This window comes from Actinomyces stomatis, assembly GCF_031292835.1.
Classification (GTDB): Bacteria; Actinomycetota; Actinomycetes; order Actinomycetales; family Actinomycetaceae; genus Actinomyces; species Actinomyces stomatis.
The window spans coordinates 41,998-63,862 of sequence record NZ_JASPEP010000008.1; the positions used below are offsets into that span (position 1 = coordinate 41,998).

General features: G+C 68.6%; 15 protein-coding genes. 8 read left to right on the top strand and 7 right to left on the bottom strand.

Going from position 1 to position 21,865, the window contains the following annotated elements; translation table 11 throughout:
• Positions 1–195: 195 nt before the first annotated feature.
• From RIV12_RS06555 to RIV12_RS06565, 3 genes are all read left to right on the top strand, one after another.
• On the top strand, positions 196–3,408 hold the full coding sequence (locus tag RIV12_RS06555; protein ID WP_309322887.1) for a tetratricopeptide repeat protein: 3,213 nt from the start codon (positions 196–198) through the stop codon (positions 3,406–3,408).
• A 175-nt stretch (positions 3,409–3,583) separates the two neighbouring features.
• Complete coding sequence (locus tag RIV12_RS06560; protein ID WP_309322888.1) at positions 3,584–7,411, top strand: multifunctional oxoglutarate decarboxylase/oxoglutarate dehydrogenase thiamine pyrophosphate-binding subunit/dihydrolipoyllysine-residue succinyltransferase subunit; 3,828 nt, start codon at positions 3,584–3,586, stop codon at positions 7,409–7,411.
• Between the two features lie 132 nt (positions 7,412–7,543).
• On the top strand, positions 7,544–8,137 hold the full coding sequence (locus tag RIV12_RS06565) for a GDSL-type esterase/lipase family protein (protein ID WP_003785741.1): 594 nt from the start codon (positions 7,544–7,546) through the stop codon (positions 8,135–8,137).
• A gap of 18 nt (positions 8,138–8,155) precedes the next feature.
• On the opposite strand, the gene RIV12_RS06570 is transcribed toward RIV12_RS06565, so the two are convergent.
• From RIV12_RS06570 to RIV12_RS06580, 4 genes are all read right to left on the bottom strand, one after another.
• Positions 8,156–8,890, bottom strand: a complete 735-nt coding sequence (locus RIV12_RS06570) for a YczE/YyaS/YitT family protein (protein WP_309322889.1) — start codon at positions 8,888–8,890, stop codon at positions 8,156–8,158.
• Positions 8,891–9,183: 293 nt separating this feature from the next.
• A complete protein-coding gene (locus RIV12_RS13160) occupies positions 9,184–9,258 on the bottom strand; it encodes a 50S ribosomal protein bL37 (protein WP_370538935.1) in 75 nt (24 codons plus the stop codon).
• A 139-nt stretch (positions 9,259–9,397) separates the two neighbouring features.
• A complete protein-coding gene (gene rsrA, locus RIV12_RS06575) occupies positions 9,398–9,835 on the bottom strand; it encodes a mycothiol system anti-sigma-R factor (protein WP_309322890.1) in 438 nt (145 codons plus the stop codon).
• Positions 9,832–10,500, bottom strand: coding sequence for a sigma-70 family RNA polymerase sigma factor (locus RIV12_RS06580; protein ID WP_075416943.1), 669 nt, complete (start codon positions 10,498–10,500; stop codon positions 9,832–9,834). Before RIV12_RS06580 ends, rsrA begins: the two co-directional genes overlap by 4 nt.
• A 344-nt stretch (positions 10,501–10,844) precedes the next feature.
• Here RIV12_RS06580 and RIV12_RS06585 point away from each other — a divergent pair, with 344 nt between their 5' ends.
• From RIV12_RS06585 to RIV12_RS06605, 5 genes are all read left to right on the top strand, one after another.
• Positions 10,845–11,345: a DoxX family protein gene (locus tag RIV12_RS06585; protein ID WP_075416927.1), complete on the top strand. Its 501-nt coding sequence runs from the start codon at positions 10,845–10,847 to the stop codon at positions 11,343–11,345.
• Between the two features lie 206 nt (positions 11,346–11,551).
• Entirely contained in the window at positions 11,552–13,828 is a 2,277-nt protein-coding gene (locus tag RIV12_RS06590; RefSeq protein ID WP_309322891.1) for an NADP-dependent isocitrate dehydrogenase, read from the top strand.
• The gene (gene aroA / locus RIV12_RS06595; RefSeq protein WP_309322892.1) at positions 13,825–15,279 is read left to right on the top strand and encodes a 3-phosphoshikimate 1-carboxyvinyltransferase; all 1,455 of its coding nucleotides are present in this window, start codon (positions 13,825–13,827) and stop codon (positions 15,277–15,279) included. The genes RIV12_RS06590 and aroA overlap by 4 nt, the downstream gene beginning before the upstream one ends.
• Positions 15,279–16,403, top strand: a complete 1,125-nt coding sequence (gene rsgA / locus RIV12_RS06600) for a ribosome small subunit-dependent GTPase A (RefSeq protein ID WP_309322893.1) — start codon at positions 15,279–15,281, stop codon at positions 16,401–16,403. Before aroA ends, rsgA begins: the two co-directional genes overlap by 1 nt.
• Positions 16,404–16,662: 259 nt before the next feature.
• Positions 16,663–17,394: a helix-turn-helix transcriptional regulator gene (locus RIV12_RS06605; protein ID WP_075416923.1), complete on the top strand. Its 732-nt coding sequence runs from the start codon at positions 16,663–16,665 to the stop codon at positions 17,392–17,394.
• Positions 17,395–17,531: 137 nt separating this feature from the next.
• On the opposite strand, the gene RIV12_RS06610 is transcribed toward RIV12_RS06605, so the two are convergent.
• From RIV12_RS06610 to RIV12_RS06620, 3 genes are read right to left on the bottom strand one after another with little or no spacing between them, the layout of a single operon-like run.
• The gene (locus RIV12_RS06610; protein WP_309322894.1) at positions 17,532–19,211 is read right to left on the bottom strand and encodes a multicopper oxidase domain-containing protein; all 1,680 of its coding nucleotides are present in this window, start codon (positions 19,209–19,211) and stop codon (positions 17,532–17,534) included.
• Positions 19,208–20,563, bottom strand: a complete 1,356-nt coding sequence (locus RIV12_RS06615) for a hypothetical protein (protein WP_309322895.1) — start codon at positions 20,561–20,563, stop codon at positions 19,208–19,210. The genes RIV12_RS06610 and RIV12_RS06615 overlap by 4 nt, the downstream gene beginning before the upstream one ends.
• A complete protein-coding gene (locus RIV12_RS06620) occupies positions 20,560–21,789 on the bottom strand; it encodes a hypothetical protein (protein WP_075416920.1) in 1,230 nt (409 codons plus the stop codon). Before RIV12_RS06620 ends, RIV12_RS06615 begins: the two co-directional genes overlap by 4 nt.
• Positions 21,790–21,865 lie beyond the last annotated feature (76 nt).

Genomic DNA, 21,865 nt, shown 5'->3' on the forward strand with positions numbered 1-21,865 from the left:
GCGAGGAGGCGCGGTGCGTGCGGATGCGGCGCCTGCGGGCCCGACGAAAAGCCGATCGCATAGTGACCGAACGGTACCACCGCGGCAGTAGTGAGGCCGAGACCGGCGCCAGGCCTCAGGTACGCATCGCCGGGGCACTGATTTCTCACGATTCAGGTAACCTACGCCACATACTAAGTAAGTGCGGAGGTTGCAATGCTGTCACGGAAACCGCAGAAAGCGGTCCGCCCAACCGATCCGAGCCAGTCCGCATGGTGGCTCCTTCCACCATTTGGCGGCGCAACTATCGGCATCATGGTTGGTTACCTCACCACACAAGACCCGACCTGGGCAGCGAAAGGCGGAGCGATCGGAGCAATAACAGGCGGAATAACAGATACAATAACACTGTCCCGCAAGTGGATCTCCGCACGCTCACGCAGGCAACAAATCGCCGATTCAACAGGAGTGGCAACTAACATAAGCAAGGAACCTTTAGAATCACTGAGAGTACACAGCTCGGATCGTGATATCACTGAGTTCGTTCCTCGCGACATTCAGAACCAGGTGGTGGAGCACCTCAACAATGGAACACCCGTCCTCATTGAAGGCCCGTCCATGTCCGGGAAGACTCGCCTGGCGCTAGAGACGATTCGCTCCCACTGGCCGGAGGCCCCCTTCTGGTTCCCGCGAGGTGATGACGATATCGAGCAACTCCTCAGCAGCAGCCAACAGCCAGCACCCCATACCGTCATCCTCCTAGATGATCTCGACAGGTTTCTATCCAACCAGAGCCTAACACTCGGACTACTCAACCAGTGGACAAAAAACTCCTGCATCATCATCGCCACCATGATGCACTCACAGTATGTCAAACATAGCGACCGCGCCAACGAAACAGCTTCGGGGTGGGACACAGTCAATCGTTTCAAGAAAATCACACTTAACCCATCACTGTCAACAAAAGAACTCAATGCCGTAAAACTCACATCTTACGCGAATCTATTATCCCAGATCGAGAGCATTGGCTTAGGACCCCTGCTCGGATGCGCAGAAGCGGTACGCACAGCATTTGCAGACGAACTCAGGGGTCACTCGCGGTGCGGAACACTCATTAAAGCGGCAGCTGACTGGCGCCGTATCGGTTTAGGGCCCGCATCAAAAGACCAACTCATTTCCTTTTCTAAGGCACACACGGACGGTACGAAACAAACGTCCGAATGGGACAGCGCATGGAAATACGCAACAAACCCCATAAACAACACAGTACCGCTTCTTCGTCAAGTTGGAGATGACCTGTGGGAGGTTCTTGATATCATCGCAGATGAAGCGGATTGGATTATCTCAGAACACACCTTCAAATCCCTGCAAAATATCACACTTTCTACACAGCAGGCGCGTCAATCAACCATTGCCATGATACTATACAGCGCTCCCCCCTCCTCAACAGACGCCATGTTTCAACACGCTATCGACACCAACCCTCACGACATAACCATTCTCGGCGACTACGCACTCTTTCTAGAAACGGTATTAGGAGACATAAATCAAGCCGAGCAGGTATTCCTGCATGCCATTGCAGTTGACCCCCACCACGCCAATACACTTGGCAACTACGCTCTCTTCCTGCAGAACCAAAAAGGCGACACAGACCAGGCGCATATTATATTCCAGCAGGCCATCGAAGCCGACCCCCACGACGCATCTAACCTTGGCGACTACGCAGTATTCTTACACACCATCATCAACGATGCAGACCAAGCCGAAATGATGTACAAGCGGGCCATCGAAGCCGACCCCCACAATGCGACTAACCTCAGAAACTACGCAGCCTTTCTGCAGTACCAACAACATGACATGGATGGGGCCGAGGAAATGTACAGACAGGCCATCACCTATGAATCTCGCAACACAATCGAACTCACCCCATTTACATGCAACTCCATTTTAGAAACCGCACACATCGAGACGAGCCAGGCTCGGGATATGTACATAGTATCCATCGAAGCCAACTCCAGCAACACATCCACACTTGGCCTTTATGCCAATTTTCTAGAAACCGTGCGCGGGGAAACAAATCAAGCCCAGAGAATGTACATAAAAGCCATCGAAACCACACCAAAAGACACCTACGCTTTAGTTAACTACGCTATCTTTTTGGAGACAGCGTGTAATGAACGAGATCAGGCCAAGATAATGTTCCAGAGAGCCGCAGAAGTTGCACCCAACGACCCCTATGTCGCCACCAACTATGCACTCTTCTTGCAGTTTGAGTGTGGCGAAATGGATCAAGCTCAGGCAATGTTCGAAAAAGCAATAGAAAACACCTCTAAGCAGTCCTACGTTTTTGGCATCTATGCCAATTTTCTCTTCACTGTGCGGCACGACATGGACCGGGCGCAGGAAATGTTCCAGCGTGCCATCGACACCAACCCCAGTGATGCAACCGCACTCGGCCTATACGCTCGTTTCCTGTTCGCCACATGCGGCGACATGGACCAGGCCCAGGACATGTACCAGCAAGCCATCAACGCCGACCCCCACGACGCATCCACACTCGGCGGCTACGCCCTCTTCCTCCACACCGTTCGAGGTGATATGGACCAGGCCCAGAACATGTACCAACAGGCAATCAACGCCGACCCCAATAACGCCAGAAACCTCGGCAACTACGCCTACTTCCTGTTCACTGTGCGGCACGACATGGACCAGGCCCAGGACATGTACCAGCAAGCCATCAACGCCGACCCCCACGACGCATCCACACTCGGCGGCTACGCCCTCTTCCTCCACACCGTTCGAGGTGATATGGACCAGGCCCAGGACATGTACCAACAGGCAATCAACGCCGACCCCAATAATGCCAGAAACCTCCGCATCTACGCCAACTTCCTCAAGAACGTTCGTGGCAACATGGACCAGGCCCAGGACATGTACCAGCGGGCCATCAACGCCGACCCCAATAACGCCAGAAACCTCCGAACCTACGCACTCTTCCTGCACACCAAGCGTGGCGACATGGACCAGGCCCAGGACATGTACCAGCGGGCCATCAACGCCGACCCCAATGACGCCAGAAACCTCGGCAACTACGCTCAGATCATTTTCGCCAGATCGGATGATATAGAGGCGATCAGCCTGGCTGAAAAGGCGATTCCCCTCGCCAGCGATGACGAGAGACCTTTACTAGCCGAATGCCATTTCTACCTGTTTGCCCATTCACCCGGGCACCGCAAGGAGTCCGGAAGGGCTCTCAAGAAACTTCTGGCAGACAGTGTGACGACAGGTGATTGGTCATTCGAGATGAACCTGGAGCGGCTCAGGCGCGAAGAGGACCCTCGGCTGGAGCTGCTCGAGGCGGCGGCTCGTACGCTCGGAGACGGCGATACGTCCCGGCTCGACGCGTTCGAGGAGTGGCGCGACCTGTAGGTCGCCGCGAGCGCGTCACGGTCGAGACACGCATGTGTCTTTGGTCCCGCATTTGCTCGCTTGAGACACCCTTCACCTTCTAGGATGTCCGGTGAACACCGCCGTTCCTCCCCGGGGTCCCGCTAAGGCTCCCAGTGCCGGAACGGGAGACTGACGAGCTCCGAGGAGACCCGACGTGCCCACGCAGGACCAGATCAGCCCAGGTTTCGGTGCCAACGAGTGGATGGTGGAGGAGATGCGGGCCGCCTGGTCGGCGGATCCCTCCTCTGTGAGCCCCCAGTGGCGAGAGCTCTTCGAGACCGACCCGAATGCTGGCCTGCACCACCCGAGTCACGGCCCCTCGAACGGCTTCGCGCCGGCAGCCGCCGGTGGTCCGCGCCGGGCCACCATCACGCCTCAGGCCGCCTCTCCCCTGCGCCGTTCCTCCGCCGTCCAGGACGTCACACGCTCCGACCTCCCGCCGGCCCCGCCGTCGGACACTGCGCCCCCGACCTCCCCCTACGCCCAGCGCCTGGCCGCACACCCCGCGCACGACCAGGACGGTGACACCTGCGAGGACAGCACCACCAGGCTCAAGGGGGCGTCCGCCCGCACCGCCAAGAACATGGACGACTCCCTGTCCATGCCCACGGCCACCTCCGCCCGGGCCGTGCCCGCCAAGGTCCTCATCGAGAACCGCGCCGTCATCAACAGTCACCTGGCCCGCACCCGCGGCGGCAAGGTCTCCTTCACCCACCTCATCGGCTGGGCGGTGGTCGAGTCCCTCTCCGAGATTCCCTCGATGAACGTCTCCTACGGGGTCGACGAGGCCGGCAAGCCGGTCCTGCACGAACCCGCCCACGTGGCCTTCGGCCTGGCCATCGACGTGCCCGGCGCCGACGGGCAGCGACGCCTGCTGGTGCCCTCCATCAAGCAGGCCGACCTCATGGACCTGTCCCAGTTCGTGGAGGCCTACGAGGCCCTCGTGGCCAAGGCCCGCGACAACAAGCTGGACCTCGATGACTTCCGCGGCACCACCGTGACCCTGACCAACCCCGGCATGATCGGCACCCTGCACTCGGTGCCACGCCTCATGCCCGGTCAGGGACTCATCGTGGGGGTCGGCAGCATGGACTACCCGGCCGCCTTCGCCGGCGCCAGCCCCGACACCCTGGCCCGCCAGGCCATCGGCAAGGTCGTCACCCTGACCTCCACCTACGACCACCGCGTCATCCAGGGCGCCGCCTCAGGTGAGTTCCTGCGCCTGGTGGAGCGTAAGCTCCTGGGACTGGACGGCTTCTGGAACCGGGCCTTCGAGTCCCTGCGCATCCCTCTCGAGCCGGTCGCCTGGATGCGAGACACCACCTACGACCCCGAGCTGGAGACCGGCAAGCCGGCACGCGTGGCCGAGCTCATCCACGCCTACCGTCAGCGCGGCCACCTGGCCGCCGACAACGACCCGCTCACCTACCGCCTGCGCCGCCACCCCGACCTGGACATCACCTCCTACGGGCTGAGCCTGTGGGACCTGGACCGCTCCTTCCCCACCCGGGGGCTGGGCGGGCGCGATCGGGCCACCCTGCGCGAGATCCTCAAGATGCTGCGCGACGCCTACTGCCGCACCGTGGGCGTGGAGTACATGCACATCCAGGACCCGGCTCAGCGCGCCTGGTGGCAGGAGCGCCTCGAGCGGGACTGGGAGGACATCGGTGACGAGGAGCGCCGTCGGATCCTCACCAAGCTGGAGCAGGCCGAGGCCTTCGAGACCTTCCTGCAGACCAAGTACGTGGGCCAGAAACGCTTCAGCCTCGAAGGCGGGGAGTCCCTCATCGTGACCCTGGACCGCCTGCTCGACGCCGCCGCCCACGACGGCCTCGACGAGGTCGTCATCGGCATGGCCCACCGCGGCCGCCTCAACGTGCTCACCAACATCGCCGGCAAGTCCTACGCCCAGGTCTTCGACGAGTTCGAGGGCAACGGCGTCATCGAGGGCGCCGGCACCGGGGACGTCAAGTACCACCTTGGCACCGTGGGCGTCTTCTCCGGGACCGACGGCGTGTCCACCCGCGTCTCCCTGGCCGCCAACCCCTCCCACCTGGAGACGGTCGACGGCGTCGTCGAGGGCATCGTGCGCGCCAAGCAGGACCGCATCGGCCTGGGCGAGAAGGGCTACACGGTCATGCCGGTTCTCGTTCACGGTGACGCCGCCTTCGCCGGCCAGGGCGTGGTGTACGAGACCCTCAACATGAGCCAGCTGCCCGCCTACCGCACCGGCGGCACCGTCCACATCGTCGTCAACAACCAGATCGGCTTCACCACCGGCTCGGCCTCGGCCCGTTCCACCATCTACGCCACCGACCTGGCCAAGGGCCTGCAGGTGCCGATCTTCCACGTCAACGCCGACGACCCCGAGACGGTGGCCCGTACCGCCCGCCACGCCTACGAGTACCGACGCACCTTCCACAAGGACGTCATCATCGACCTCATCTGCTACCGGCGCCGCGGACACAACGAGGGCGACGACCCCTCGATGACCCAGCCGCTCATGTACCGGCTCATCGACTCGCTGGACTCCACCCGCGGGGTCTACACCTCCGCCCTCGTGGGGCGCGGCGACATCACCCCGCAGGAGGCGCAGGAGATCGCAAAGAGCTACCAGGACGAGCTGGAGAGGATCTTCACCGAGGCCCGCGTCCAGGTCACCGGGGGCACGGGCTCCGGCGACGCCGGGGAGGCCACCGACGCCTCCGCACAGGACCTGTCGGACCCCACGAAGGTGGGCATGCCCCTGTCCTCCCTGGAGATCCCCTACTCCCAGCAAGCGGGGATCGGCATGATGCTCGGCTGGACCTCGGCCGTGCCGCGCGACGTCGTCGAGCGCATCGGGGACGCCCAGGTCGCCTGGCCCGAGTCCTTCACCGTCCACCCCAAGCTCCAGGCCATGCTCGCCAAGCGCCGCGAGGCCACACGCGAGGGCGGCATCGACTGGGGGCTCGGAGAGCTCATCGCCCTGGGGAGCCTGCTCATGGAGGGCGTGCCGATCCGTCTGGCCGGTGAGGACGCCCGCCGCGCCACCTTCGCCCAGCGTCACGCCGTCCTGCACGACCACACCTCCGGTCAGGAGTGGACGCCTCTGAACTTCCTCACCCCGGACCAGGCGCCTCTGGAGATCTACGACTCGCTGCTCAGCGAGTACGCCGCCCTGGCCTTCGAGTACGGCTACTCGGTGGAGCGCCCCGAGGGACTGACGATGTGGGAGGCCCAGTTCGGCGACTTCGCCAACGGCGCCCAGTCCGTCATCGACGAGTACGTCACCTCCGCCGCCCAGAAGTGGGGGCAGCGCTCCGGCCTGGTCATGCTGCTCCCCCACGGCCAGGAGGGGCAGGGACCGGACCACTCCTCGGCCCGCATCGAGCGCTACCTGCAGATGTGCGCCCAGGACAACATGCTGGTGGCCCAGCCCTCCACACCCGCCAGCTACTTCCACCTGCTGCGCGAGCACACCTACCGCCGCCCACGCCGCCCGCTCATCGTCTTCACCCCCAAGCAGCTGCTGCGTCTGAAGGCCGCCTGCTCGCCGGTGGAGGACTTCACCTCCGGCACCTTCCAGCCGGTCATCGGGGAGACCGACGACGCCGTCCTGGCCGCGGCGCAGAAACAGGTCGTGGACCGGGTACTGCTGTGCTCGGGGCGCGTCTACTACGACCTGCTGGCCCACCGGACCAAGACCGGGGACACGAGCACGGCCATCGTCCGCCTCGAGCAGCTCTACCCGCTTGAGACCTCGGCCATCGCCGAGGCGCTGGCGCCCTTCAGCGGGGCCGAGCTGGTGTGGGTGCAGGATGAGCCCGCCAACCAGGGCATGTGGCCCTACCTGGCGCTCAACCTGCCAACCGAGCTGACCGGTGGTGTCCTGCCCACGCTGGTCTCCCGGCCCGAGGCCGCCGCCCCCGCGGTGGGCACCGCCGGCGACCACCGCGCTCAGCAGGAGGAGATCCTCCACCAGGCCTTCGCCCGCGACTGAGACGAGGCCGGTCATCACCGGTCCGTCCCCGGTCAGCCCCTCCGAAATGCCGTCAGCCTCCACCGTTACAACCCAAGGTCACGATAATGTCAAGACAGCATGAGGGATCATGAGGCATGAGGAGGCGCTGTCATGCGTGAGACGAGGCTGAGCTTCATCGGCGACGAGCTGGTGGCCGGTCATGGTGACGGGCGCGCCCTGGGATGGACGGGCCGGGTCATGGCCCGCACTCCGCGGGACGCCGACATCCTGTGGACCTCGCTGGCGGTTCCCGGTGAGACAACAGCGCAGATGTCCGACCGCTGGGGTCCCGAGGTGGCCCGGCGCTCCACGCACACCGGCATCAACCGGCTCGTCGTGGGGCTGGGCGTGGCCGACGTGCTCGCCGGCATTTCCTACGCCCGCTCACGCCTGGCCCTGGCCAACATCCTCGATACTGCCGCCTCCGACCACCGCGAGTGCTTCGTCGTCGGTCCCCCTCCCCTGCCGGAGGCCGACCCCGATGCCACCGCCCAGCTGTCCCAGGCCGCCGAGGAGGTGTGCCTGCGGCGCAACGTGCCCTACGTGGACGCCTTCGAGCCGCTGCGCAACCACGAGCAGTGGACGGCCGACGTCGCCGCCGCCGGTGGCACGCACCCGGGCCAGGCCGGATACGGTCTGCTGGCCTGGCTGGTCCTGCACCGCGGCTGGTACGAGTGGCTCGGCGTCGAGCGCCCCGAGTCCTGAGGCCTCGATACCCGCCGGTCAGGCAGGCGCCGGGGAGCCTTCGTCAGACGACGACTCGGAGGCGGCGAAGATGTCGCCGCTGATCCCCACCAGGCGGTTGGAGACGCGGTTGTTGAAGAAACCGACGATGGGGCCGATGAAGAAGCCCATGATGACCGTGCCCAGGGCGACGATGCCCAGTGAGAGGTCGAACCTGATCAGGAGCAGGGCCAGGAAGATCGTGATGATGTCCTGGACCAGCCGGTAGGCGCGGTAGCTGTAGCGCGGGAAGTGCCGCCTGAGCGAGGGAGCGATCCCGTCATAGGGGCACTGGCCCAGGTCGCAGGTGATGTACATGGAGACTCCCAGGCAGAACAGCGGCAACCCGATCGCCAGGTGGAGGAGCATGCTGCCGACGGAGTACTCGACGTGGAAGAAGCTGCGGTAGATCGGGCGGAAGTAGTCCACGAGGACACCCACGACGGTGAAGTTGATGACCGTCCCCAGGCCGAAGATGGACCGGTCGAAGGGGAAGACGAGGATCAGCATGATGATGTTGACGATCGGGACGATCGCCGCGAAGGAGATCCCAGAGACGTGGGAGATGCCCTGGAGGAAGGCGGTGAACGGGTCGACGCCGCTCTTGCCCTCCAGGCAGATCGCGATCCCGACTGCCGTGATCACCTCCCCCAGGAAGCACACGAGGATGCGCCGCAGGAGCGAGTTGTCAGAGAGTGTCCACTGGTCTGGTGCTGTCAGGTTCCTCAGGTTCATGTCACACCGCCGTCGTTGAGGAGGAGCCGGCAAGGCCATACCTACGAGACACCACCGGGTTCCTCGGTGAGAGGTCGGACAGTGCCCCTCACCACGAATCAGGCCGTGTTCCGCGGCTCACACCCCAGCGTCTCATCACCGTCAAGGCCGTAGGCCCCAGGCTGGGAGCGCGAACCGGCGCCTGACCAGGGCGGCTCCGGAACGGCTCAAGAACGACGTCGGCCGGTCACCGCAGTGGTGACCGGCCGACGTCTGTTATGTCTCAGGGCGTTGCGCTCGGCGCGCTACCCGGCTCAGGCGTTGGGACGCTTGCCGTGGTTGGCGCTGGACTTGGCGCGTGCACGACGCTTACGACCGCGCTTGCTCATCACTGCCTCCTCGTGTCTTGACTCGCCCCACGAGGGGGCACGGAACGCCGCTGATTCTCGCACACGGCGACGCGCCCCGGCCAGTCTCGTGCCGCCGACCAGCCGGTGAAGGCGACCACACGTCGCTGCCGCCGCACCCTCAGTCGCGCTCGAAGCGGACGGTCCGTGAGGACTCGACCCGGGACTCCACGACACGCACAACCTGCCCGGAGGCGGAGGCCTGGGTCCGGGTCGTGGTCGACGTCGTCGTCACGCTCACCGCGGTGGTGCTCAGGGCCGACAGGCGCCCCAGGACCCGGGCGCGCAGCTCGGGAGGGGCCTGCTCGGCACACCGCGAGCGCAGGATCTCCCGCAGATGGGTCTCGGCGTCGGCGAGGCGCGAGCAGTGCGAGCAGGAGGCCACATGCTGGGCGAGGCGCTCGGCGAGGTCGGCGGTGCACTCGCGGTCGAGGAAGGCCTCCAGGTGGGCGCGGGCCTCGGCGCAGGAGCAGTCCTGGGAACCGTCTGCTGTCTGGGGGTTCTTGGTGGGCTCGGCGCTCTTGCCGCCGTTGGCTCCCGGTTCCATGCGGTCTCTCATTTCTCCTCCTCCCCGTATCCGTACTCTCGTGCGTAGTCGGCCAGCAGGTCACGCAGCTGGCGGCGCCCTCGGTGCAGCCGGGACATGACGGTGCCGATGGGCGTGTCCATGATCTCGGCGATCTCCTTGTAGGAGAAGCCCTCCACGTCAGCCAGGTAGACGGCCAGGCGGCGGTCCTCGGTGAGCTGGCCCAGGGCGTCCTTGATGTCGGAGTCCGGCAGGGAGTCCAGGGCGAGGTTCTCCGCGCTGGGCAGGCCCACTGAGTCGTGGGAGGCGGCCCGGTGCAGCTGCCAGTCCTCGACCGCCTCCGCGTCGGACTGGAGCGGCTCGCGCTGCTTCTTGCGGTAGGAGTTGATGAAGGTGTTGGTCAGGATCCGGTAGAGCCAGGCCTTGAGGTTGGTGCCGGGCCGGTACTGGTGGAAGGAGCCGAAGGCCTTGGCGTAGGTGTCCTGCACGAGGTCCTCGGCATCGGCCCGGTTGCGGGTCATGCGCAGGGCGGCACCGTAGATCTGGTCCAGGTAGGGCAGGGCCTCGGCCTCGAAGCGGGCGGCCCGGGCGGCCTCGTCCTCACCGGCCGGAGCCCGGTCCAGACTGTGCGCGCCATCGCCCGGATCGATCGCCTCGTCCAGGGCGATCTCATCTGTGTGGTCGTCGATGTCCGTCATCATCCATGAGCCTAACGTGCTCCAGGGGTCCTCGGCCTCACCTGCGCCGAGAGCCTCGGTCATCGTTCTGGTCATCGTGGCGGCTCGCCCCGGCAGGCCGCGGTGCCGACGGTGCCCGTCCTGCCGGCCGGGTCGCTCATGGCGACCTCGTGGCCCGCTCGGCGGTGCGCCCCGCCGGCGGGCGGTCCGGCTCAACGACGACGCGGTCGGCTGCTGAGTGCTCATGTCCCGGCCAACACGATGGCGCCCCGGATTCATTCCCCGTCGGCGTTCAGCGAGGCACGCGCCACGTTCGAGCGCCGATATTGCTGGCCCGAGCCGCCCACGTAGGTCAGGATGGGGGCATGAACATTCTGCGCTCCTTCGCCCGCCCCATGCTCGCTGCGCCCTTCATCGTCGATGGACTCGACGCCCTGGTGCGCCCGTCGCGCCACGTGGAGAAGTTCGAGAAGGTCGCCCCCACGCTGGAGCGGGCCGGTCTGCCACCGGTGCTGACCTCCGACGCCCGGCTGCTCACCCGCGCCTCGGGTGCCGTGAGCCTCGTGGCCGGACTGGGGCTGGCCGCCGGCCGGGCACCCCGGACGAACGCCACCATCCTGGCCGCCCTCAACGTGCCTCTCACCGTGGTCAACAACCCCGTCTGGGCGGTCAAGGGGACGCAGGCCCGCAAGGAGGCCCTCTCCGGGCTGCTGCGCGGGGCCGCTCTGGGAGCCGGGCTCGCGCTGGCCGCCGTCGACCGTCAGGGCAGGCCGTCCCTGGCCTGGCAGGTGCGTAACGCCCGCCAGCAGCGTGAGGCGCTGCAGGCAGCTCAGCAAGCCGTCCAGCAGCGCTACGTGACCGCCTGAGTCGCCTGAGTCGGAACCCGTCGGCGCCAGGCCCGGGTCCGCCGTCGGCCCGTCACCATTCCAAACGCCCCGGCAGCCGTCACCTGGGCGTCACAGGCGGCGGCTACTCTCACCCCGGTCGACCGCCGACCGGTCGCGGCGCCCTGACGCGCCCGCACCACCTCACCACCACGCGCAGACACGTCATCGACACGCAGGGAGCACTCATGACCGTCCAGTCCGCCCAGCAGGCTCAGGCCAGCCAGTCGACCCAGTCGGAACAGACTGCGGAGCCCGACATCGTCTACACCTGGACCGACGAGGCCCCGATGCTGGCGACCCACTCCTTCCTGCCGATCGTGCGCGGTTTCGCCCAGCGGGCGGGCGTGAGCGTGGGCACGGCGGACATCTCGTTGGCGGGACGCATTCTGGCGGCCTTCTCCCTGGCCGACGACGACCTGGCCCGCCTGGGTGAGCTCACCCAGTCGCCGGCGGCCACGATCATCAAGCTGCCCAACATCTCGGCCTCCCTGCCTCAGCTCAAGGCCGCCATCGCCGAGCTCCAGGCCCTGGGCCACGAGATCCCCGACTACCCCGACTCCCCTGCCACGCCCGCCGAGCAGGAGGCCCGCGCCGCCTACGACGCCGTCAAGGGCAGCGCCGTCAACCCCGTCCTGCGCGAGGGCAACTCGGACCGGCGCGCCCCGGCGGCCGTCAAGGCCTACGCCCGCTCCCACCCGCACTCGATGGGGGCCTGGTCACCTGAGTCGCGCACCCGCGTGGCCACGATGGGATCGGGCGACTTCCGGCGCAACGAGCGCAGCGTCGTCGTCCCCGAGGCCGGCACCCTGCAGATCCGGTTGCGCCCGGCCGACGGCGGCGAGCCGCTCGTCCTGCGGGAGTCGCTGCCGGTGACGGCCGGGGAGGTTGTGGACGCCACCTTCATGAGCGCCGCCGCCCTGGACGAGTTCCTCACCCGACAGGTGGCCGCCGCCAAGGATGAGGACCTGCTGCTGTCGGTGCACCTCAAGGCCACGATGATGAAGGTCTCCGACCCGATCATCTTCGGTCACGCGGTGCGCGCCGCCCTTCCGGGCGTCTTCTCCACCTACGGGCGGGTACTGGCCGAGGCGGGTCTGCGCGCCGAGGACGGGCTGGCCTCGATCCTGGCGGGCCTGGACTCGCTGCCCCAGGGTGAGGAGATCCGCGCAGCCATCGAGGCCGAGCTCGCCGCCGGGCCCCGTCTGTCCATGGTGGACTCCGACCGCGGCATCACGAACCTGCACGTGCCCAGTGACGTCATCATCGATGCCTCCATGCCCGCCATGATCCGTGCCGGCGGCCACCTGTGGGGACCGGACGGCCAGACCGCGGACACGCTCGCCGTCATCCCGGACTCCTCCTACGCCGGGGTCTACCAGACCGTCATCGAGGACTGCCGCACCCACGGGGCCCTGGACCCGGCCACCATGGGCTCGGTGCCCAATGTGGGCCTCATGGCCCGCAAGGCCGAGGAGTACGGCAGCCACGACAAGACCTTCCTCATCCCGGCCGACGGCACCGTCGAGGTCGTCGTGGTCGAGGGCGCGGGCGCCGAGCCCGGTGCGGTACTGCTGTCCCACGAGGTGGCGGCCGGCGACATCTGGCGGGCCTGCACCACCCAGGACGCCCCCATCCGCGACTGGGTGCACCTGGCGGTCACGCGGGCCCGGGCCACCGGTGTCCCGGCCGTCTTCTGGCTGGACCCCGAGCGTGGCCACGACGCCGTCCTCATCGACCTGGTGCACCGTTACCTGGCAGAGGAGGACACCGAGGGCCTGGACATCCGCGTGCTGGACCCGGTGGCGGCCACGCGCCTGTCCCTGGAGCGCGCCCGCCGCGGCGAGGACACCATCTCGGTGACCGGCAACGTGCTGCGCGACTACAACACGGACCTCTTCCCCATCCTCGAGCTGGGCACGAGCGCCAAGATGCTCTCGGTGGTGCCGCTGATGAACGGCGGCGGCCTCTATGAGACCGGGGCCGGGGGCTCGGCACCCAAGCACGTGCGCCAGCTGTTCGAGGAGGACTACCTGCGCTGGGACTCCCTGGGCGAGTTCCTGGCCCTGGCCGAGGCCTTCCACCACGTGGCCCAGGTCAGCGGCAACGAGCGCGCCGAGGTCCTGGCCGACGCCCTGGAGGCCGCCACGGCCCAGCTGCTGGAGGAGAACCGCTCGCCGGCGCGCCGCCTGGGACAGATCGACAACCGCGGCTCGCACGCCTGGCTGGCCCTGTACTGGGCCCGAGAGCTGGCCGCGCAGGAGACCAGCCCCGAGCTCGCCGCCGTCTTCACCCCGATCGCCCAGCAGCTCGAGGCCTTCAACGACACGATCCAGGCCGAGCTCCTGGACGTCCAGGGCTCCCCGGTGGACATCGGCGGCTACTACCGTCCCGACCAGGCCCTGACCGATGCCGCCATGCGCCCCTCGACCACCCTCAACGCGGTCATCGAGGCCCTCGTATGACCCACGCCCCCGGCACCACCCCGGCCTCCTCAGGTAGATCCGCCGAGCCGTGGCGGGCACCGGTGGCGACCGGGGCGCTGGAGGCCGTCGTGGAGCTGCCGGGGTCGAAGTCGCTCAGTGCCCGGGCCCTGCTCCTGGCCGCCGTTGCCGACGCGCAGACGACGCTCAGCGGGCTCCTGCGCTCGCGCGACACCGAGCTCATGCTCGCCGCCTTGAGCGTACTCGGCGCCCGCTTCGAGGACCTTGACGAGACCGGCACGCGGCTACGCGTCACGCCGGCTCCCCTGCCGCTGCGAGTGCAGGCCGGACCCGACGGCGTCGGCCGTATCGACGTCGGCCTGGCCGGGACCGTCATGCGTTTCGTGCCCGTGCTGGCCGCACTGGCCGACACCCCGGTCGTCTTCGACGGGGACGAGGCCGCTCGGCGCCGCCCCATGGCGCCTCTGCTCGACGCGCTGGCCGCCCTGGGCGCGGAGGTGACCCACCTCGGTGAGCCCGGCTTCCTGCCTGTGCGCATCGGCCCCGGCGACGGCGCACTCCTGCGAGCCCGGAACACCCGAGTGACGGTCGACGGCTCGGCCTCCTCCCAGTTCGTCTCCGCCCTCCTGCTCCTGGGCGCCCTCCTGCCCGGCGGCCTGGAGCTCACCCCCACCGGGCCGGTGCCCTCGCTGACTCATGTGGCCATGACGGTGGCGACACTGCGCGAGCGGGGCATCGCCGTTGACGAGCCCGCCCCCGGGGCCGGCGACGGCGAGCGCACCTGGCGGATCCACCCCGGCCGCCCCCGCGGCGGGCAGGTGACGATCGAGCCGGACCTGTCCAACGCCGGGCCCTTCCTGGCGGCCGCCCTCGTGGCCGGAGGCCGGGTCAGCGTCCCCCACTGGCCGGCGGCCACGACCCAGGCCGGGGACGCCTGGCGCGAGCTCCTCCCCCGCCTGGGTGGCGAGGTGACACTCACTGACGGGGCGCTCGAGGCCCGCGGCACCGGGCGGCTGACCGGGATCCACGCGGACCTGTCCGACGTCGGCGAGCTGGCCCCCACGGTGGCGGCTCTGGCCACCCTCGCCGGGGCCCAGGGCCACACCAGCAGCCTCACCGGCATCGCGCACCTGCGCGGGCACGAGACCGACCGCCTGGCGGCCCTGGCGACCCAGATCCGCCTCCTGGACGGGGACGCCGAGGAGAGCGACGACGGGCTCATCATCCGCCCCGCCCCGTTGCACGGCGCTGCCCTGCACTCCTACGCCGACCACCGGATGGCCACCTTCGCCGCCATCATCGGCCTGAGCGTGGACGGGGTGAGCCTGGACGACATCGAGTGCACCTCCAAGACGCTCCCCGGCTTTGAAAGCCTGTGGGCCGCCATGCTGGCCACCGCCGCCGGTGAGGGCGGCACCGGACCGGCCCCTGAATCGCGCCTTGAGCCGACCACTCCGGGAGATGGCGTCTGATGGCCCGCCGCGACATCGGCACCGACGACCCGCGCGTGAGGGTCCGCCCCGGTCGGGGCTCGCGCCCGCGCACCAAGCAGCGCCCCAGCCACGCCGACGCGGCGCTGGGCATGGTCACCCGCATCGACCGCGGCCACTACCGCATCCGCCTGGACGAGCCGGGCCTCACCGAGGACTCCAGCGGCAACATCACCGCCATGAAGGCCCGCGAGCTGGGTCGGGGCAAGGTCGTCGTCGGCGACCGGGTCGCCGTCGTCGGAGACACCAGCGGCCGCAAAGGCACCCTGGCGCGCATGGTCCGCATCGAGGAGCGCACCACCCTGCTGCGCCGCAGCGCCGAGGACGGGGACGCCGCCGGCACCGAGAGGGCGATCGTCGCCAACGCGCACAAGCTCGTCATCGTCACCGCCGTGACCGACCCCGAGCCGCGCCCGCGCATGATCGACCGTTACCTCGTGGCCGCCTACGACGCCGGCATGGAGCCGCTCATCGTGCTCACCAAGACCGACCTGGCCGACGCCGCCCCGTTGACGAGCCTCTACAGCCCCCTGGGCGTGCGCTGCCTGGCCACACGACTGAGCTCCCACGGCCCCGGGGCCGGCCCCTCCCAGACCGGCGCCGACGACGAGCGACCCGACGACGGCGTCGAGGCGGTCCGCCAGGCGCTCAACGGCGCATCCTCGGTCCTCGTGGGCCACTCCGGGGTCGGCAAGTCCACACTCATCAACGCGCTCGTGCCCGGAGCCGACCGCGCCACAGGACACGTCAACGAGGTCACCGGCCGAGGCCGCCACACCTCCACCAGTCTTCAGGCCCTCGAGCTGCCCGGGGGCGGTTGGGTCATCGACACCCCCGGCGTGCGTTCCTTCGGGGTTTCCCACGTCGGCAGCGCCGACGTCCTGCGGGGCTTCCCGGACCTGGCCTCCGTGGCCGAGGACTGCCCGCGCGGGTGCACCCACGAGGACGGCGTCGTCGACTGCGCCCTGGACAGGTGGGCGAGCGCGGCAGATGGGCCGGCCGCATCGGGAACCTCCGCCACCCCCGAGGAGCGGCGCGCGCGGGTGGAGTCCTTCCGCCGGCTGCTGGCGCCCTCACTGGAGGCCGAGGACCCCACCCGCCCCTGAAGCACGCCTGGGCACGGGCGTAGCCCTTCCGGGAGCGTCACGGTTTCGTCGACAGCGCGATCCTTAACTCTGAGGGTCGTTTGCCCCGACAACGGGCGACGACCCGGCAGAAACGGCGTCAGTACTGGGTTTTTTCACGTTTCAACGGACTCGCTATTGGACACCGTGTGCTAAAACTCACATCACAGAGCCGTTGCAGGATTCAACTACAGACCGATTTTGACGGTTCCCACAAGCGAAAGCGCGTTAGTCTCATGACATGCACAACCGTCCGACCCCTCCGCTCCCACGCCCCGCCCTGGGCGACCTGTCCGCACGCGCCAACCTCTCTGCGGCGCGCCGGCGCGTCCTGGAGGTCGTGGAGGCTTCCAACGACGCGATGACGGCCGTTCAGGTCGCCAGCGCCCTCAACCTGCACCACAACACTGTCCGTGAGCACCTCGACGCCCTGGTTGACGCCGGATTCGTCACGGTGTCCACCAAGCCGACGGGCAAGCGGGGCCGCCCGGCCCTGCGCTACGCCTCAACGGCACCCGACCCCCAGCAGATGGTCGACGCCTACCTGCTGCTGCTCGACGCGATCGCCGACACCCTGGGCGAGGGCGAGGAAGCCCGCGCCACCGCTCTGGAGATCGGTCGTCGCTGGGCAGAGCTGACCCCCGGAACCGTTGCCGAGCCCACGGTCGACGGCGAGCAGGTGGACCGGGTCACCGCCCTGATCCCCTACCTGGCGGTCATGGGCTTCGCCCCGGAGGTCTCCGGCGACACCGTTGTCCTGCGCTCCTGCCCGCTCATCACGCGCAACCACCGGCCGCGCGACCTGGTGTGCACCATGCACGAGGGTTTCCTACGGGCCGTCGTCGGCCCCGACCCGGCCGCCTACGAGCGCCTCAAGTTCCTGCCCAACGGGCCTGACGGCTGCCAGATCGGCTCTGCTCAGCCCATCCACGAGGAGCCTGACCTCAAGGTTGTCCACGCCGACGTCGCCTGACCGCGCGGCTCCGACAGCACCATCCGTCCATCCATCCACCACTTCTGAGATCGCAAGGCTTCGGCCCCGGGCACAGTCGCCCGGGGCCGAAGCGGCGTTCAGCGGCGCTCCAAGCCGTGGACTGAGGTGTCCGCGGCTCAGGCACTGACCTCCAGGACGCCGTGAGCGCCCTTCTCCATGTCGGCGAAGGAGTGCGTCACGAACACGTAGTGGCCCGGTTCGGAGGCGACGCACTCCACGAATCCGCCCTGCGCCGGCTGCAGGCCGAGGGCCTGGGAGCCACCGGACCAGGCGTTGCCGATCCGGCTCGGGCCGCCGAGGGTCCAGGCCCCCTCGAAGAAGACCTGGTCGAACTGCAGGCCAACGGCGTGGAACGACGTCGGCAGGGAGGGCCCGGCGGCCATGACCCAGAAGCGCACGCGCTCACCCACTTTGGCCTTGAGCGGCTGCTGGTGGTACTGGAAGGCCACCCCGTTGAAGGTCATGAGGTCGGGGGTCTTGGCTGCGATCTTGTCAGTGCTGGGCTCGCCGCCCTCGGGACCGAGGTAGACCTCGGAGGCGACGATGACGTACTCGCGGTCCACGGCCGGCAGTCCCGGCGGATCGATGATGACGGCCCCGTGCATGCCGGCGGCCAGGTGCAGACTCATCGGCGAGGTGGAGCAGTGGTAGAGCCAGATCCCCGAGTGCTGGGCCTTGAAGGTGTAGACGAGGGACTCCCCGGGGTTGATCGAGCGCATCGCTTTGTCGGGCGGGGTGATCCCGGCGTGGAAGTCGAGGGAGTGGCTCATCGTGCCGTCGTTGATCAGGGTGATCTCGAAGGTGTCCCCCACCTTGCCGCGCAGGACGGGGCCGGGGACCTGCCCGTTGAAGGTCAGGCGCCGTTGGGTGACACCGGCCCCGACCTGCATGACCTGCTCCTTGACGGTGAAGGTGTGCCGGTGGGTCATGGGGCCGCCGTCGGGGCTGCTCGGGGCGGGCGGCAAAGCGGCGTCGAAGGCCTTGAAGTCGGCGGGCAGATGGGCGGAGTAGTCGGGGACCGCGTCATTGCCGGGGCTGACCTGCTTGCCCTGGCCGCCGCCGTGCTGGTGGCCGCCGGCGGCCGTCCCGCCTGCGGTGACGTGGAAGACCATGCCCTGGGCGCGGTGGCCGGCGATGGAGCACCAGCCCTCGATCGGCCCGGCAACGACGCCGGCGTCAAGGGTGCCCTTGGCTCTGGCGGCGACGCGGCCGGTGGTCTGTCCGGTGGCCAGGACGAGGTCATGGACCTGGTCGGCGGTGTTGTCCAGGGTGATGACGAGCCGGTCGCCGGGGGTGACGTCGACCGTGTCCGGTACGAACCGCAGCCCCTCCACCTTGATGGTGGCGTTGACGGTGTTGCCGGTGGGCGCGACGTCCTGGGTGCCTCCGCCCTGGCCCCGGTTGCCGATGACGCTTCCTACGACGACGGCCGCTCCCGCGGTGAGCAGTCCCATGAGGATGCCACGGCGGTCGGCGGACTGGAGCAGGCCGCTCGACGACGACGCGGTGGCCCCGCCTCCCGCCGTCGAACCGGCCCCACCGGGCAGGGGGCGTCGGCTGCGGTCGATGGCGGGGGCCGTACCGGCCGTCACCGCTCGGCGGTGGGCGGCCTCGGGCTTGTCGGCGCTCGTCCCGGCGTGCCCGGCAGCGGCATCGCCTGGAGCCGGAGAAGCACTGTTGGCGTCACTGTTCGCGGTTCCGTTGGCAGCGGTGTCCTGAGGGGCGCCTGCAGCAGCGTCCTCAGGAGCGGCGGCCTCATCGGGGGATGGTGCCTGCGCGTCGGGCGTCTTCGTCATCGGGTTCCCCTTCGGGGCTGGGCGGACCGGCGGTCCGCGGGGTCGGAGGTGGGGGCGGCGTCGGCCGGGGTGCGTGGCGTGCGCTTGCGGCGGGAGAGCTCGCGCAGGCTGAGGATCATGCCCACCAGCAGGTAGGAGGTCACCAGCGCGGCCAGGGCTCCGGCGACGACGCGCACCTGCCAGGGCACACCCGGGCTGAGCGCCAGCAGGAGGCAGGCGTTGGAGGCAGTGACCCGGTAGGCGGCGCAGCGGTCCATGATTGCGTTGGTGGCCCGCGTGGCCGCAGGGCCGCCGCCGAGCATCACCGGGGTGAGGTAGCTCAGGGCCGCCACGAGGATCTGGAGGGCGAAGCCGGCCGCCAGGGGCAGACGCAGGGCGTGAATGACCTGGCGGGCGGCGGCGGCGTCATCGGCCAGTGCCATGCGGGCCCCCAGGACGGCGACACAGCCGACGAACCAGGCCACCGAGGCCGTGGCGGAGGCCGTGGCGAAGGAGGTCGGCGGGACCCGGCGCGCGGTTCGGTACGCGGGCACGAGGACTCCGCAGGCACCACCGAGGTAGACCAGGGTGCCCAGGCCCGCCAGGGGCGGCCACAGCCCGCAGGCGGCCACGAGCGCGGTGCCGCCCACGAGGTAGGGCAGACCGCGGGTGGTCCAGCGCGGCGCGACCGGCTCCATGGGGGTGCGCAGCATCGTGGGCCACAGGACGGTGAGCGTGCCCAGGACCGTGGTGCCCACGAAGCCCAGCAGCATGGTGGTCGTGTGGGCCAGGTAGAAGCCGTCGGCCAGGCCGGAGCGTCCGCGGGCGTTGGACCAGGAGATGAGGAAGCCCAGGAGCGCACCGGTGGCCAGCAGGACCAGGGCGACGGCGTAGTGGACGGCCAGGGCCGCCAGGCGTGGGGCGATGGCGCGCCGGTACTGCACGGTGATGGCCACGACACCGGCAATGGCCTGGGCCATGACGATGACCGCCCCGATGAGCGCCACCACCTGCTGGCCCATGGTGATGCCGGTGAGTACGACGGCGGTGCCGAGGCTGTGGGCGTAGAGGCGCGCGTCCAGGAGGGCGGCGCCGCCCAGGGCCGGGCGGTGCAGGAGGGTGTCGGCGAAGTGGGCCGACCAGATGGTGATGGCGCTGCCGATCCCGCCCAGGAGCAGGGCGTGCAGGGGCAGCCAGGTGCCCCAGGAGGACAGGGGGCCCACGATGGTCAGGGCCGCCAGGACCGCAGCGGTGAGCAACCAGGCCATGACGAGGGCGTTGCGACGCACCTGGGTGGTGCGCCGGGAGGGCTTCTTGGCGGGGCGGCCCGGGCTGCCGGACCGGGCCGCCGGGGAGCCGACGGACAGAGTCATGGCGTCACGGCCTTTCCCCGCTCAGGCTGTGGGCGCCGGCGCCCAGTGGCCTGGCGGATGCTGCCGGAGGTCAGGACGCGTCCCAGGGTGAGGACCATGAAGACGAGGATCGCCGCCACCCCCACGGCGCCGCCGACCTTCCAGATCACGGAGGCCTCCGCCAGCAGGCCCGCGACGCGCACCACCAGGCCGGCGTGCAGCAGAACGTAGGGCAGCCACATGAGCCGGTGGTAGGGCAGGGAGCGGTGGACGATCGCGGGGATGATGACCGGGGCGTGGGCCAGGATCATGGAGAAGGCGAAGCCCACCGTGATGCAGTGGATGACGATCTCGTAGGCGGCTCCGTTCAGCCCCTTCAGGCCCCACAGTGACCAGACCGCCCCGGCGACGGCGAGCCACACATAGCCGGCGAGCATGGAGGCCGCCATGAAGCGCACCCCGCCGCCAGCACGGACGGTGCGCCGGGCGACGTCGTAGTAGGCCATGACGACGGCAAGCCCCAGCAGGGCCGGGCCGACCACGAGGTAGGAGCCCTGAGCGATCAGCATCAGGCAGGCGCCCAGGACCGCCGCGCCGGACAGTGCCTCGACGACGGTCTCCACCATCTCATCGAGGAAGGCGATGCGGGCCAGCTCCAGGCGCTCGCCGATGATGGTGAGCGTGGGGAACAGCAGCCACAGCGGGACGACGTCCTCGATGCCGCGGCCACCCAGCCACAGGACGTCTCCCAGCAGGAGGGCGGACGCGCCCATGGCCTCGACGTCGACGGCGGCGCTGGGGGCTCGCCGGTGAACCCGCAGGTAGATGGCGCACAGGATGCCGGCGGCACCGGTCATGAGTCCCCGGCCGACGACGTCGGGCGCGCCGGCCATGAGGGTCAGGCAGCCCGCGGCACTTCCCAGTGGGGCGAGGAAGGCCCAGGGGGCGCGGGCGGCGACCGCCCGCTCCAGGGCGATGACGGTCCCCAGGAAGCCGACGAGCATGAGGGGGCCGTGAAGCGCCGCCAACTCGGCCCCGTCGATGGGCGCCGGCAGGTTGAGGCGCAGGAGAGCGGCGTTGAGTCCCATGAGGATGCAGGCGGCGCCCAGGGCCAGGGCCACCAGGCGCGGCGCCACCCGACTGGTCAGCGCCCGACCGAGCCGGCCGGCTGCGTTGTCAGCCGCGTCGTCGGCGGCGTGCGCCTTGACCTGCGCATGCGCGGTCGCTGCCAGCTTGTCCGTCTCCACGGCCCAACCGTATCCAACCGCGCTGGAAACACCCGCACTCATATCAACAAAAACGTCACAGACGACACGGTTCCGC